The organism is Stenotrophomonas sp. B2 (assembly GCF_014947095.1).
In the GTDB taxonomy this organism is placed as follows: Bacteria; Pseudomonadota; Gammaproteobacteria; order Xanthomonadales; family Xanthomonadaceae; genus Stenotrophomonas; species Stenotrophomonas maltophilia_P.
On sequence record NZ_JADCQA010000016.1, the window covers coordinates 1 to 15479 of the forward strand.

Here is a 15479-nt window from a genome sequence, read left to right on the forward strand (position 1 = left end):
CGCCGCAGCTGGCGGCGCCGCAGGCACTGAGCCAGTTGCAGGAAAGCCAGCAGCTGCTGCAGCAGCTGGCCGAGTCGGCAGGCAAGCAGCAGGCGCAGCTGCCTGGCGAGGCGGCCGAACTGCCGGTAGACACGACGCTGACCGAACTGCAGGAGACCCTGCGCGCCACCCACAGTGGCAGCGCGGCGGGCAGCATTGCCGGTGGCGACGGTGAAGCGCCGGGCTGGAGTGCGCCGGTCCTGCTGGGCAGTGGCGTGGCCGGCGTGCTGAGCCTGACCCCGGCCGACCAGGTATGGGTCAGTGGCACGCATACCACGCTGGCCAGCGGCGTGGCACTGAACTGGATGACGCAGGGCTCCTTGACGATGGCCGTGGCCGGCGGGCTGGTGCTGTACACCGCCGGCATGGAACCCAGCGGCGAGAGCCCGAACCAGGAGCGCGGCATCGCGCTGCATGCGGCGCAGGGCAAGGTGAGTGCGCGTGCGCACAAGAACCAGGCGATCGTGGCCGCAAAGACGCAGGTGCGCATCGCGAGCACCGAAGCGGACGTGCAGCTGTCGGCACCGAGCAAGCATCTGCTGGCGACGGCGGCCGGGGCCTACATCCGGATCGAGGGCGACAACATCGAACTGGGCGCACCGGGCAAGGTGGAATTCAAGGCGAGCCAGCGCGAATGGCTGGGGCCGGCGAGTGTGGTGGGGCAACTCCCCGTGCTTGCCGCAGATCTCAAAGCGTGCCCAACCAAGGACAGTCAGCTGGCAGCTGCCGGCGCTGCAACTATCTGAAATGAATCATCACTCGCTTGAATCGTTGATCCGGGATGTCGGTGAAAGATTGCATGGTCCGCGCCAGCCGCGCTGGGCAGGCGCAATCATCGATCCATTGGTGCGCGACCCACTTGATGATGGGCTTGTCGCGGAGCTGGGAGCAACCAAACTCAGAATCAATGTGCCGCTTCGTGACAAAACGCCGTCGCGCCTTCCGTACCTGCTTCTGCTGGAAGCAAGCTCTGATGGCGTCGCGCTGCTGCACGCCACCTGCCTTGAGGCAATGGAAGAGCAGCGGAACCCCGATAGTGAGGCAGAGCACGGGTTCGCCATTGGGCCTTGGGTCGGCTTCGACTCCGAGCCTGATGAGATGGCCAGACATTGGGCCACGATCTGTACGATTCGAGTAGCCGGGCAGGGACGCCGGTATCTGCGCCTTGCGGATCGGCGGGTACTCAAGTGGCTCTGGCGCCGCCTGGACGCCGCCCAGCAGGCCTTCATGGCAGGACCCATGACGCAGATCCTGGTGTTGGGGCGAGATTCGAGTGTCGCTGAACTCCGCGTGTCAATGACACCACAGCGGGAGCGCACTGAGCTCCTATGGAAGTTCGATGGGAGCATGCTTGACGAGTGCGAGGCTGTGCAGAGCATGCTCAGAGGATGGCGGCGATTCGCACCAACCGTTCCGGCGAACTACTTCGATCTGGCCGAGTTCGCGCTATCCGAGGCGCAGGCCGCTGGCGCCCAAAGCCTGCATGATCGAGTGCTCCTCGGAGCGTACGCTTTGCAGGTAGACAATCACGTTCTCAGGTCGCCGGAGCTTCGGCAACTTGTTGCCACATCCCAGGCACAGGCCACGAATCTCGCTTTGGCCCTTGCTGCGATTCCCGATAGCAGGTGGGACGCCATGGCACTGTCTGTCCGACAAGGCGGATCCGGCGCTCGCTATCTGGAGGCCACTCAAGGAGGGAGCATTCATGGCTTCAGGTGATAGCGATCAATATTCGAGCAACGCCATCACCGCTGCCAGGAGAACCAAGACGTGCGGTGCTGGCGGTTGCGCGTCATGTGTCAAGTCTGGTCTGCCCGTGTTGCTTACCCGGCCGGGGCTGGCGGAAGCACGATACGCGGCCAGATCAGCCGTGCAGACACGTCAACTGATGGCCGGGATTTCCGCGCCCGACCTGAAGTTCTCCGACTATGTCATGCGTGCGCTGAGGACAGGGTACGTCTACGTCTACTATCAGACTCCAGCAATGCATGCGCTGATCGGTGGAGAAGGTTGGGAGGCTTACGCTGTCGACGAGGCAGGCTATGTCAGCCCCATTCCGTTGGAGAATCCACCTCTGCCAGAGGAAATGCCGCGCTTCAGTTGTGAGCGCGCGGCGGGCTATGCCGCCGCTATGCTGATCAACATCAAAGAGCCCTCCCGTGCTGGTGAGGTCTGGATAGGTTTCAGCGAAGTGCCGCTATCCGTGAAGGTAAGGCAGAACTACGCGGCAGACCCGGAGCTTCTGAACCAGCGTTTTACTCGCCTGAACGCGTCCACCGGTCAAAGCAGCCGTGCGCTGGCGCTCACGGATGGTGCGATACAGGGCGCAATTGCGGACTACGACGTCGAGCGCGGTCGCATGCTTGAAGGCCTGCGCGGAAATCCCCATCGTCCAGGGCAGGTAGCGCTGGACAAGAATGGCAAGGTCCCGGAGAAGCCGGCTTCGGAAGATGCGCAGACCGAAGAGCGGTGCGAGTCCGCCAAGGACGTTGCCGCGGCGGCGGCTGCAATCGCGGGCGCATCCAGGGATCCAGCCGCCAGGCAGCCTCTGATCCTGGGTGTCAGCGACCCGGTCGGCATGGCCCACGAAGCCGCGCATCTGCGCCTGACACTGCCCAGCAAGGCTGTGACGTGGTTGATGGCGCAGAAGGACGGTGCCCGACGCCTGCAGACTGCAGTGACGCTGGTGGGGCTTCAGCAGATGCTGGTTGAGCAGGCCAGGGTGCGGGAGGCTGACTTCCGTGATCGCAATCCGCCTGCGATGTCTGCAATGGATCTTCGTGCGGAAATGATAACGAAGACAGAGTTCGAGGCCCGCCAGAAGGCAGGCATCGTTCCTTCGTCCGCCAGCTGGTCGCCGCTCGCCATTCCCATGAACGGCCCGTGGGGTAAAGGCGTCGCCTCAAGCGGACAGAACGGCTACGGGACTGTGCACGTAGCCGGCGGCGCTTTTGAGGCCGACGCGCTTGAGCTGATCGATAAGATCAAGAAGAAGGCGTCCGGCAAAACTCGCGACACCGTCACCGGAAAGTCACTGGGCTGGGAAGACTACCTGAAGGAGTTTGGTAGGTACTCCGCTGAAGACAAGGCACTGCGCAAGCACATCCAGGGGGATCACCGCGATCTTCTGTCGTGGAATGGCCGCAAGCTGGTCACCGGGTTCGATTTCGATGAGACGAGCCCCGAAGATGGCATCTATTACAGCCAGGTGGTCGCCAACCTGTTGCACGGCGGGCCCATCGACGACGAGGCTGTGGAGTGGTACGCCGCCTTCGTAAAGGATGATCCCAGCAACAAGGACAATCTGCTGGTCAGGGCCATGCTGGGCAATCAGAAAGACGCGTTTGAGCAGTTTTCCGGGTGGAGCGTCGAAGAGGGCCAGAGAAACAAGGCCACTGAGGTTCTCAACAATCTGCTTGATCTGGCAGAGAAGCTGAGCGAGTCCAACCAGGGCGGGAAGGCGGCCGCGTTGGCCGTGAAGCACGTTGACACGCTGCGGATTCTTGCACGTGCGTATGCCAGCCCGCTGATCGCGATGGTGGGCGCCGTAGCGCTTGGCGCAGGGAAAGTGAAGAAGACGCTCTCCCCGCTTCTGTACGACCGTGTCATGGCCTTGTTGAGCAGTATGGTCAAACGAGCAGCCCCGCAGATTACACATCTGATTGTTGATGCCCCTCTGCGGATGGCAGGGCGCGCGTGGCGGGAGGTCTCAAGGGCATTCACTGCGGCTGCGGCCGACACGCCGGCCGGCAAGCGCAATGGCGTGAAGAGCCTGGTGATTGGAAGCGGAAGCTCTCTCCAGCTGGCAGGTGCCGGTGAAGCGGCTGATACGCGAGTGAAGCTGCATCTGTGGACCAACCAGAGTGAAGAGCAACTGCGCGCGCTTCAATCCACGGTCCAGCCGGGGCAATCCGTGGCAAATGCGCGGCCAGCACCGGGATCGATGATGACGGGAGTTGTAGTTGCGGCTGCTCCCATCACGATGGGGTCCAGCGGTCTGATGAGCCTGGCTTCGGCCACCCCCAAGGTGATTGCCGATGTGCCCACGGTGATGAGTGCCGGTGCCGGCATCATTCACGCGATGGAAGTAGCCAAAGCATGGAAGAAGATGGAGGTTGGCACAGCGAAGGAGCGCAGAGATGCCATCTTCAGTTTCTTTTCGGCGGGATTAGGCGTCGTTTCCGCCTTTGTTGATGTTGCTAAATCGTACGCACAGAATATTTTGAAGAAAGTTCTGTCGAAGCGGCTGGAAATGACCGTTGCGCTATTTGCAGCGATTGGGTCGTTTATTGATTCTGCGCAGAGCTTTATGGCCTCGGCAGATGATCTGAAGAACGGTCGCGGGGTCTTCATAGCGCATATTCTTCAGGCGATATCTTTCTTCGCTGGAGGCGTTGCGTTTAGTATCTATGCTGTTTCGCTCGTTGTCCAAGGCTTCGGTGTTTCGACATCTTGGCTCGGCTGGGGAATAATTTTCGTGGTGATTGGATTTGCTTTGGGGTTCGTCGCTTCGCTATTTATGACTCATCCCATAGAGGACTGGGCGGCAAGATCCATTTGGGGTGGCGGCGTCGCCACTAGGTGGCCCACAAATGAAATCGAGCTGCGGGAGCTAAATAAAGTATTGCTCGGGATCGAGATTGATGCTCAGTTCCGGAGCTCGCTGAGCCTCAAGAACATCACAAGCATCGGTGATGTCATCATTGGTGAAGCTGTCAGGAGGGTAACCGCCCAGCAGTCTGATGCTGAATTTACTAGAGAGTTCGTCGTGAAGCTGAAGCTGGTTGAGCAAATGCGAAAACGGCTCGGAGTTCATGTTCATATCAGTGGTAGAAGTAATTTTGGTGCTGAAACCATTGTCGTCTACTCGACAGATGCAACCGGTCGTCCTGGAGAAAATTGGGGCCGGGGGGTGTCGAAGGGGACAGTTGATCATGCAGCCCTTGATGCTCTGGCGATTTCAGGACATGTCGAAAGCGGAAGATTCTCCATGCTTTCCGTAGCGTTGACTGTACGAGATGCTCTTGAAGATGGGGATGTTATCGTTCAAGAGAATATGGTGATTGAATGAGTGCTTCGTCTAAAAGGTATGGAGAGGTTGTTGTGCCGGAGTGGGAGGGGGATGAGCCCTACTTTGACACTGCTTTCGCGCGTATGCGAAGTCGAGGGGAAGCCCATGTTGGGGTGGCCCAGCCGAGACGAATCCTTGAGAGCATTGATTCCAACAGGGTGCATACAGGCCCTTCGTCGTCAGATTCAGTGATTGCTGCATATGACGATGGAATAATGGTGGGTGGACTCAGAGGCTCGCTTGGTGCTTCGGTGCTTGCTTGGTTTGGACTTCTTCCAGCGTTCTGCCTTATTCTAATAAGTGGATATTGTGTGTATGTCCTTGGGCGGATTGGTGAAGCTGCATGGAGTAATTTTGGATTTACAATTGGTGTTGTTTTTGCAGGTCTTCTGAGTGCGGCGTTCGGGATTAGCTCTTTCAGCGTTCTGTTTCGCGTCTTGGTATTTATGCCTTCCGATTTTCCAGTTATATTTAATAGAGCGACTCGGGATGTGTGGGTCGCGGTTCCAAAGATGCCGTCATTCGTTCGAATATTTGAACTTGCTCCTATTGTCTTCGAGCGCCATAGTTGGGCCAATCTAAAGCCACGTACCTACCGGGTTCTTGAGGTTACGCCGGGCGCGAGCTCTGCCCGCTGGACCTACATTCTGACGTTGGTCTTTGGTCAAGAGAGTGATCCACGAAAGGTGGCCTGTGAAATGAACATCGGTTTCAAGGGCTGGGGAGATGATTTCGAGCTGCTGCAGCTTTGGGAGCACATTCGCCGATACATGAACGATGCCGGCCCGGCTTTGGACCAAGGCGAAAAGTTCAAGACCTTCAGCACGGGCCGACTTCCCAAGTTCCCGGATGAGGCAATGGCGGCCTTAGGGCGAAAGCTGTCGGAGTCTGAGGCGTGGGCTGCTCCAAAGACTTGACGCAAGATCGGCCGCGTCGGCATTGACCTGCCCCGGTTTGTAGTCTCGATAACCACGATCTGGCGTGTCGGCCATGAGCCTTCTCCCCTCAGACGGGAGAAGAACCTAAGAATGGCGGGGATTACCGTGCCGCCGCAATCGCCTTCACCCGCGCCCTGGCCAATGCTTCACCAATCGCCGGGCCTTTCAGGTGCGTCGTATCCAGATCCCGTGCCTGTACCGAGAGCGCCGCCTGATGCAGGCGCTTGAGCGTTTCGCCCTGCGGGTAGTCACTGTCCTCGAATCCCAGCCGTCCGCGCTTGTCGGCCTCGCAGCACACTGCGATGCGCGCGATGCGTTCGGGCCGGCGCAGCGCGTCGCAGCGACCGAGCAGTTCCAGCACGGTGGCATCGCGGAGCTCGTCGATGCGGTGCACGTTCAAGTGCTCGCGGCAGACCGCTTCCGCCAGCTGCTGGTGTTCGGCCGGGACCTTCAAGCGGGCGCACAGCGCCTTCAACGGCGTGATGCCGCGCTGCTCATGCATGATGTGGCGCGGCCATTCCTCCGGCGGGGTGAGGCCCTTGCCGAGATCGTGGGTGAGCGCGGCGAAGCCGACCAGGTCATCGCCCGGGGCCAGTGCCGCTGCCATGTCACTGACCATCTCCTGGTGCAGGCCGGTGTCGATTTCCGGATGGAACTCGGCACGCTGCGGAACGCCATACAGCGCTTCCAGCTCGGGCAGGACCGGGCCCAGTGCGTGCGCCTCGTGCAGGGTGCGCAGGAACGCCGAAGGCCGTTCGCTTGCCAGCGCCCTTCGTAGTTCCTGCCAGACGCGCTCTGGTACCAGCGCGTCGAGCTCACCGCTGGCAGCGACCTCGCGCATCAGCGCCATGGTTTCGGGGGCAACGGTGAACCCCAGCGGGGCAAAGCGGGCCATGAAGCGGGCCGCGCGCAGCACGCGCAATGGATCTTCAACGAAGGCAGGACCGACGTGGCGCAGCACGCGCTGCTCGATGTCACGCACGCCGCCGTAAGGATCGACCAGCGCACCGCTGTCTTCGTCGCAGGCAATGGCATTGATGGTGAAGTCGCGGCGCTGCAGGTCCTCTTCCAGCGTTACCGCCGGATCGGCATCGACCACGAAACCGCGATAACCGCGGCCGGATTTGCGCTCGGTGCGGGCCAGGGCGTATTCCTCACCGGTCTGCGGATGCAGGAACACCGGGAAGTCCCGCCCCACGGCGCTGAAGCCCTGCGCTTCCATCTGCGCGGGCGTGGCACCGACCACCACCCAGTCGCGGTCGCCGGCGGGACGCTGCAGCAGGCGGTCGCGCACGGCGCCGCCGACAAGATAGATCTTCATGGCGGGGATGATGGCATGCCCGGCGCGCAGAGCCGAATCAGTCGCCGCCCTGGCCCGCGTCCGCCGGACAGCTGAAGCTCTTGCGCTTGTCGACCAGGCGTCCCATCAGGCGGTCGCTCAGCGGCAGGGCGTCACCGTTGAGGCGCCAGTCGTAGATCACGCTGAAGGCCAGCACGCGCGCGACGTACTCGCGCGTTTCCTTGTAGCTGATCGTCTCGATCCACAGGTCGGGATCGAAACCGGGGCGCTGGCTCTGCCAGCGTGCCGTCGGCGTCGGACCGGCGTTGTAGGCGGCGATGGTCACATAGGGCAGGCCGTCGTACTTGTTCATCAGCTGGCGCAGGTAGGCGGTGCCGATGGCGATGTTGGTGTCGGGGTCGTAGAGGCTGTCGGCACCGCCGTAGCCGGTCAGGCCGATGGACTTTGCCACGGCGGCACCGGTGGCCGGAAGCACCTGCATCAGGCCCATCGCATTGGCAGGCGAGCGCGCGCGCGGAGTGAAGATGCTTTCGGCGCGGATTTCCGCAGCGACCCAGGCCGGATCGATGGCATTGCGCGCCGATTCGCGGCGGATCGTGGCGTCATGGTGCAGCGGGAAGCGCAGGTCATACAGGCGCTGTTCCTGCGGCTGCTTGCCGAGGGAGAACACCGCGCGGTCGAACCAGCCGTTGTCCTGGGCCACCCGCACGGCCAGTCGGCGCTGGGTGTCATCGAAGCGCGACAGCGCGCTGTTCCATTCGGCCACCGCCCAGCCCGCGCGATCGATCTGGAACAACGCCACTGCGCGCTGGATGGCAGGATCGCGAGCCACTGCGGCCTTGGCCTGTTCGCTGTCGTTGGGTTTCCACGGGCACAGCGTGTAGCCCTGCTGCAGCTTGTCGGCCGCGAGGAAGCCGTGGAAGGTGGGCGTGCGCGCGGCCTCCCGGAACAGCGACTGTGCCTGCTGTGCCTGCCCGGTCTTCTCCAGCATGCGTCCTTCGTAATAGCGCCAGCGTGGATCGTTGCGCTGTTTCGGCGCCATCTTGCGGATGGCTGCCAGGGTCGCCGGCCAGTCGCCACGCGACATCGCTTCGCGCACGCGCCATTCATGCAGGCGCTCGTCGTAGGCGGCGTCGGGGACTGCATTGAGGCGCCGCGCGGAATCAGGCAGGTAGGAGGCGACCGTCCACAACGCGATCTGGTAGCGCACCTGGGCCTGCTGCTCGGCACTCAGGCCCAGGGCCTGCGCGTACTGCGGCAGCTGCTGCTCGGTGGCATCCGGATCGGCCTTGGCCAGCTTGACCAGGCCATCGGTGGCGATGCGCCGGCTGCGATCATTGCGCGGCCAGTTCAGTGCGCTGGCATTGGGCTTGTCGACGAACGCAGCATAGGTGTTGGCCAGCGCCAGGTCGGCGGCGGGAAGCCCACGCGCGGCGCTGCGCATCACCGCCGGCTGCTGCGCGTCGGCGGCCGCGTCGATGCGCTCCCAGCGCAGTGCGTCGCTCAGGCCCCCCTGGGCCTGCAGCACGGCGAACACCGCATCGCAGCCGTCGGGCAGCGACTTGCCGTTCCGGCGCCACAGCTCCTGGGCGTCGCTGATCCATTGCGGATCGACGCCGCCGGTCACCTGTCGGGCGGTCAACTGCGCACAGCGCAGGCCGAGATTGTCGGTAGGCGCCCAGTTGGCGAGCAGGGTGGGCCAGTCCTGCCGGCGTGCCACCGAGGGCAGCCACACGCTGCGGAAGGTGGTGGCCACGGCCTGGCCCTCGTAACGCTTGAGGAAGGCCTGCGCCTGCGCAGTGTCGACCGTGTCGATGTTGCGCCGCAGATTGGCGTACTCCAGCCAGCCATAGGCCGGATGGCGGCTGAGCGCGGCGGCCTGGCCGGGATCGAACTGGCCGCGTTCGGCCGCGGCGATGGCGGCTTTGAGCTGCGCGTTCTGGGCATCGAGGGACTGGGCACCCGCGCAGCCGATCAGCAGCAGGGTGGCCAGCGGGAGCAGGGACAGAGCGGTCGAGGAGCGTCGGGTCATGGCGCCAGCATAGCGGGCACTGGCTGAATTCAGTTTCGCATCGCGTGCACGTCAGGCGAAGGCAACGGCAGCTGAATGCAGGTGCATGGAGCCTCTGCCGCAGCAGCGGGATGCCGGCGTAACGTCAGAGCCGGGCGAACCGCCCGGCTGCAGGGAGCGGCACATGGCGTTCAGTAGCGCAGGAAGGAATGGCCCGCTGGCGGAGATCAATGTCACGCCATTGGTGGATGTGATGCTGGTGCTGTTGATCATCTTCATCGTGACCGCACCGATCGTGGCCCGGCCGATCGCAGTGCAGTTGCCGCAGGCGACCGATCGCGTGGTCGCCCGGCCGGACCCGCCGCCACCGATCGAACTGCGTCTGGATGCAGCCAACCAGCTCAGCTGGAACGGCCAGCCTCTGGCCATTGCCGATCTGCAGTCGCGCCTGCAGGCGCAGGCGGGTGAGCATGCCGGCAACCTGCCGGAGCTGCGCATCGCGACCGATCCGGCGGCCGAGTACGAAGGGATGGCACGCATCCTGGCGGCGGCCGAGGCCACCGGCATGGAGCGCGTTGCGTTCGTGCGCTGAGCAGCGGACGAGGGGCTGTCGATGGACAGCCCCTCCACCAAGAGTGCTTTGGAGCACTCCGCGGATGCCGGCACCTGCTGTCGCAACAGGCGCGTGGTCAGCGCGCCAAGGCTGGAACACGACACAGAATCTGTCGCTATCTGATGCGATTGCCCGTCAATCGCGTCAAGCCCGCGTGAAAGGGTGTCGGTCATCACGCCGTGATTTTGACTACTTGTTTACAAAGGAGACGCTGCCGCCATGCAGGAGGGGCGTACGGCAGCCAATGTCCCGACATTCCTTTGGAGAGAGAGCGAATGAATCACCTGCACCACCGCCCCCTGGCGGTTGCCGTCGCCCTGTGCGTGACTGCCCTGGCACCGCTGGGCGCCGCCGCACAGTCCACCACCAACCTGGACGCGGTCGAGGTCACCGGTACCCGCATCAAGCGCGCTGAAGTGGAGGGCCAGGTTCCGATCCAGACCCTGACGCGCGGCGACATCGAGCGCACCGGCCTGAGTTCGATCGGCGAAGTGCTGCAGCAGCTCACCGGCTCCGGTTCGGCGCTCAATGCCAAGTTCAATTCGTCCGGCAACTTCGGCTTCCCCCCGGATGGCAGCGGCGTCGGTGCGGGTTCGGCGCAGGTCGATCTGCGCCACCTGGGGGCCAAGCGCGTGCTTGTGCTGGTCGATGGCATCCGCTGGGTCAATGAGTCATCGGCGTCGGGTGTCGGCGCCGCGACCGATCTCAATACCATTCCGCTGGCCATCGTCGAGCGCATCGAAGTGCTTGAAGACGGCGCGTCGTCGCTGTACGGCTCCGATGCCATCGCCGGCGTGGTCAACATCATCACCCGCCGTGATTTCGATGGCGGCCAGGTGACCCTGAACTACGGCGAATACAGCAAGGGCGACGGCACGCAGAAGGGCGTGGACCTGGCCTGGGGCAAGAGCGGTGATCGCTTCAGTCTGTTCCTCGGCGCCAGCTGGACCAAGCAGGATCCGGTGTATGCGAAGGACCGTGAACAGTCGCGCTTCCCGATTCCCGGTACCGGCCTGGCCTTCGGCAGCGGTGCCATTCCGCAGGGCCGCTTCGCCTTCGTCGACCCCAACACGGGCGCGCAGCAGAACATCGTGCCCAACACCGGCGTGAGCAATCCACGCTATGACGGCAGTGCCGGCTGCAACCGCACTGACGACTACCACTGCTTCACCAGCGCTGACCGTTTCAACTTCGCCGAGTACAACATGGTGCTGACGCCGTCGGAGCGGAAGGGCCTCTTCGGTCAGTTCCGCTTTGACATCACCGACAACGTGCAGTGGTACGTCAAGGCACTGGGCAACCGTCGCGAGTCGACCAACCAGGCTGGCCCCGAGCCGCTGTTCTTCGGCCCCGATGGCGCCACCGGCAATCCGCTGGCCGACAACATCACCATCTCGGCGCTCAATCCCTACAACCCGTTCGGCTTCGACCTGGTGTCGTCCGGCAACATGAGCCTGGTCGGCCGCCGCCCGGTGGAAGGTGGCGCGCGCGTGTTCGAGCAGGAGGTCAACACCACGTACTTCGCCACCGGCCTGGTCGGCAACTTCCAGGCGGCCGACCGCAGCTGGTTCTGGGACGTCAACGGCATGTACAGCAAGAACAAGGCCGAACAGACCAACTACGGCAGCTACAACATCTACAACGTCAACCTGGCGCTGGGCGATCCTGCCGCATGTGCGGCGACGCCGGGCTGCGTGCCGCTGAACATCTTCGGCGGTGCCGGTTCCATCACCCCGGACATGCTGCGCTGGATCCAGCCGGTGGTACGCGACCGCAGCCAGAACGAGCTGAGTCTGTTCACCGCCAATCTGTCCAGCGATCTGTTCAACCTGCCGGCCGGCCCGCTGTCCTTCGCCACCGGTTACGAGTACCGCAAGTACGAAGGCTGGTACCAGCCCGACCCGTTGACGGTGATCGGTCACTACAACGGCGTGCCGTCGCAGCCGACCTCCGGCTCGTACGACGTCAATGAAGCCTACCTGGAACTGAGCGTGCCGATCTTCGCCGATTCGGCACTGGGCAAGAAGCTCGACCTGAGTCTGGCAGGCCGCTACTCGGATTACTCCACCTTCGGTGGTGAGTTCACGCCCAAGTACGGCCTGCGCTGGCAGGTGACCGATGACTTCGTGCTGCGCACCACCTATGCCGAAGGCTTCCGCGCGCCGTCGATCGGCGAACTGTACGGATCGGCCGCGCGCGCGGACCTGCAGCTGTTCGATCCGTGCTCGATCGGCCTGGGCGGCACGCCGCCGCGTGGCAGCGCCGCCAACTGTGCCGCGCTGGGCGTGCCGGCCGGCTTCCAGCAGGCCAACTCGCAGATCTCGGTGACCACCGGCGGCAACCGCGAGCTGGAACCGGAGCGTTCACGCAGCTTCAGTGCCGGATTCGTCTGGAGCCCGTGGTTCGGCAACAACACCTCCTGGTCGGAGCGCTTCGACGTGGAAGTGACGTTCTACCGCCACAACATCGATGGCGCGATCCAGGCGATCAACGCGCAGACCCAGCTGGACCTGTGTGTGGATACGCTGGATCCGGTGTACTGCGATGGCATCACCCGTGCCAGCACCGGCGCGGTCAGCAGCTTCAACAACCGACTGACCAACCTGGGTTCGATCAAGACCGATGGCTGGGACGTGGACCTGTTCTGGACCCTGCCGCAGACCTCGATCGGCCAGTTCAAGCTGGGCTGGAAGAACACCTTCGTCGGTCGTTACGAGGCCACCGGTGCGGCCGGCCAGCGGCAGCCACAGAAGCCGGGCGTGGAAGTGGCCGACAGCTCGATTCCGGAATGGACCAGCAACGCCAGCATCGGCTGGACACTGGACAACTGGAGCGCGAACTGGACGGTGCGGCACATCTCCGAGTTGACCGAAGACTGTGGCGACGCCGTGGCGTTCCCGGTGTGCAGCAACCAGGTGGAGGGCACCAATACGCTCTCGGCGACCACCTTCCATGATCTGCAGGTGGGCTACAGGATCGATTGGATGAAGGGATTGCAGCTGACCGCCGGCCTGAACAACGTGTTCGACAAGGATCCGCCGATCTGCCTGTCGTGCTCGCTGAACGGCTATGACGCGTCGACCTATGACATTCCGCGTGGCCGCTACTGGTACATGCGCGCGGACCTGCGGTTCTGATGTGATGAGGGGCAGCGCCGGACACTCCGGCGCTGCCTTGCGGGTAGCGCCGAGCCCATGCTCGGCGCTACAGGAGCGGGGCGGTTGCGACCTGCAGCTGATCAGAACGACCAGGTGAACGTCAGCGAGCCGTTGCGGCCATCGCCGTACGCACCGTAGCCGTTGATCTGCGAGAGGTACTGCTTGTCCAGCAGGTTGTTGAGGTTGGCCTGCACGCTGAACTCCGGCGAGATGCGGTAGCGCACGAAGGCGCTGACCAGGGCATAGCCGTTCTGCTCGATGCGGCCGTAGGCCGGCACCGCATAGTAGATGCGGTTCTGCCAGTTCGCCCCACCGCCGACCGTCAGTGCCTGCAGCGACTGCGGCGTGTAGCTGGTGAACAGCTTCAGCGCGGTCTGCGGCAGGTTGGTGTTGATGTCGGCATCGTTGGCATCCTTGGCCACGTAACGCGAGGCACCGAAGGTCGCGTTCCAGCCCGGGGCCAGCTCGCCGTTCAGTTCGAATTCGAAGCCGCGGCTGACCGTGCCGCGCGCGGCGCGGTAGGCGAATTCGTTCTGGCTGCCCTGCACCGGCTCACCGGTGGCCTGGCCGACGTTGTCCTGCTCGATGCGGAACACTGCCAGCGAAGCATTGAGGCGGTTGTCGAACCAGGCGCCCTTGACGCCCACTTCGTAGCTCTTGCCATCGACCGGATCGAGGTAGCTGCCGTTGCGGTCCTTCAGTGTCTGCGGCTGGAAGATCTCGGTATAGGCGGCGTAGGTGGAGAAGGTATCGTTGATGTCCAATACCAGGCCGGCATAGGGCGTGGTGACCTTGTGCGAGCGGTCCGCACCTTCGCCTTCACTCTTCCAGTCGGTGTAGCGTGCGCCGACGATGAGCTTCAGCGGGTCGGCCAGCGACAGGCGCGTGGCCATGTAACCGGCCTTCTGGGTGATCGTGCCTTCGCTGGCCAGCGCCAGCGGGTTCCAGTTCGGCTCGGAGATGTCGCCGGTCCAGCCAAGGTAGCTGGTGAACGGGTCCCAGCTCTGGCCGGGGCCGCCAATCTGGTAGTCGCCGTAGTTGGCGTACTCGCGCTTGTTGTAGCTCAGGCCGGCCATGAACTGGTGATCGCGGCCGAACAGCCGGAACGGGCCGTCGACATAGCCATCGACTGCGTTGACCTTGCGCTCGGTGTTGTAGAAGCCGGCCGACGGCGAAATGCCGGTGCCGGTGGTCCTGTCGAAGAACGAGGCACCACTGGTCCAGTCGTTGTACGCCGGGTAGAACAGCTTGTCGTCGGCCTTGGTCTCATCGTGGGTCGCACCGACCTTGAACTTCCAGCCATTGCTGAAGGCGTGCTGCAGGGTGGCGAACGCACGCTTGCTGGTGGTGTCCCAGTAGGTCCAGTTCGGACTGGCGTTGAACGATTCGTCGTAGCCGGTGGCCGAGCCGTCGGAGAACAGCATCGGGAAGCCGCCCCAGGTCGCACCATTGGCGCGCTTCTGCTGGTAGTCGTAGCCCACGCTCAACTGCGTGTCCGGAGTCAGGTCGGCGTCGATCACCGCGTAGCCCAGCGTCTTGTGCTGGTTATAGCGGTCCATCTGCGCGTCGGTGTCGAGGTAGCTGCCGATCACCCGGCCACGCACGGTGCCGCTGGTGTTCAGCGCGCTGCCCACGTCCACGGTGGTACGGGTACGGCCCCAGCTGCCGACGTTCACCGATACGCTGCCGGCCAGCTCGGCGCTGTCGGCATGCTTGCGGATCAGGTTCACCGAGGCGGACGGGTTGCCTGCGCCACTGAGCAGGCCGGTGGCGCCGCGCACCACCTCCACGCGGTCATACAGGGCGAGGTCCAGGCCGGAATCGCCGTAGCTCCAGTTCTGCACCATCTGCGTGGGCAGGCCATCGAACTGGTAACTGTCGATGTAGAAGCCGCGCGCATAGAACTCGGTGCGCTCGCTGTCCGATTGCGTGCTGGTCACACCGGTAGTGTTGGCCAGCACGTCGATGATGTCGTCCAGGTTCTGATCTTCGATGCGCTGATGGCTGATGATGCTGACCGACTGCGGAATCTCGCGCGGCGTCAGGTCGAAGCGGGTACCGGCCGAGGTGCGGCGCACCGAGTAGCCCTCCGCGCGCTCGCCCTTGACCACCACCTTGTCGAGGGTGGTCGCATCGGTGGCAGTTTCTGCGAAGGCGGTCGGGGCGATGGCGCAGAGTGCGGCGAGCACGGCAACGGACAGCCGCTGAGGCTGCGGGATACGGAATGCAGGACGGTTCATGGGATTCCTGGACGAGCATGCGCGTTCGGCCGACATCCAGGAGGCGAGGCGCTAAGGGTAGGGGAAAGGCGGGCGCGCCTTCCTGGCGACGCTGCAATCGAAAGGAATG

General features: G+C 63.5%; 9 protein-coding genes. 6 read left to right on the forward strand and 3 right to left on the reverse strand.

What is annotated here, in order from left to right:
* The 4 genes from IMX13_RS16740 to IMX13_RS16755 form a co-directional block, all read left to right on the forward strand.
* Nucleotides 1–785 (forward strand): DUF2345 domain-containing protein (locus tag IMX13_RS16740; protein WP_227255490.1); only part of this gene is annotated, 785 nt, incomplete at its 5' end.
* A 1-nt stretch (nucleotide 786) separates the two neighbouring features.
* A complete protein-coding gene (locus IMX13_RS16745) occupies nucleotides 787–1758 on the forward strand; it encodes a DUF4123 domain-containing protein (RefSeq protein ID WP_193396776.1) in 972 nt (323 codons plus the stop codon).
* Nucleotides 1745–5110 carry a T6SS effector BTH_I2691 family protein gene (locus IMX13_RS16750; protein ID WP_193396777.1) on the forward strand — a complete coding sequence of 1122 codons (3366 nt, stop codon included), beginning with the start codon at nucleotides 1745–1747 and terminating at the stop codon, nucleotides 5108–5110. The genes IMX13_RS16745 and IMX13_RS16750 overlap by 14 nt, the downstream gene beginning before the upstream one ends.
* Nucleotides 5107–6027, forward strand: a complete 921-nt coding sequence (locus tag IMX13_RS16755; protein WP_193396778.1) for a DUF6708 domain-containing protein — start codon at nucleotides 5107–5109, stop codon at nucleotides 6025–6027. The genes IMX13_RS16750 and IMX13_RS16755 overlap by 4 nt, the downstream gene beginning before the upstream one ends.
* Nucleotides 6028–6148: 121 nt before the next feature.
* On the opposite strand, the gene IMX13_RS16760 is transcribed toward IMX13_RS16755, so the two are convergent.
* Together IMX13_RS16760 and IMX13_RS16765 are read right to left on the reverse strand one after the other, a co-directional pair.
* A complete protein-coding gene (locus IMX13_RS16760) occupies nucleotides 6149–7369 on the reverse strand; it encodes a multifunctional CCA addition/repair protein (protein ID WP_193396779.1) in 1221 nt (406 codons plus the stop codon).
* Between the two features lie 37 nt (nucleotides 7370–7406).
* Nucleotides 7407–9380, reverse strand: a complete 1974-nt coding sequence (locus IMX13_RS16765; RefSeq protein ID WP_193396780.1) for a transglycosylase SLT domain-containing protein — start codon at nucleotides 9378–9380, stop codon at nucleotides 7407–7409.
* A gap of 163 nt (nucleotides 9381–9543) precedes the next feature.
* Here IMX13_RS16765 and IMX13_RS16770 point away from each other — a divergent pair, with 163 nt between their 5' ends.
* On the forward strand, nucleotides 9544–9951 hold the full coding sequence (locus IMX13_RS16770; RefSeq protein WP_111186180.1) for a biopolymer transporter ExbD: 408 nt from the start codon (nucleotides 9544–9546) through the stop codon (nucleotides 9949–9951).
* A gap of 296 nt (nucleotides 9952–10247) precedes the next feature.
* Complete coding sequence (locus IMX13_RS16775; RefSeq protein ID WP_193396781.1) at nucleotides 10248–13109, forward strand: TonB-dependent receptor; 2862 nt, start codon at nucleotides 10248–10250, stop codon at nucleotides 13107–13109.
* 101 nt (nucleotides 13110–13210) lie between these two features.
* On the opposite strand, the gene fhuE is transcribed toward IMX13_RS16775, so the two are convergent.
* Nucleotides 13211–15370 (reverse strand): ferric-rhodotorulic acid/ferric-coprogen receptor FhuE, encoded by a 2160-nt coding sequence (fhuE, locus tag IMX13_RS16780; RefSeq protein ID WP_193396782.1) that lies wholly within the window; start codon nucleotides 15368–15370, stop codon nucleotides 13211–13213.
* Nucleotides 15371–15479: the final 109 nt, after the last annotated feature.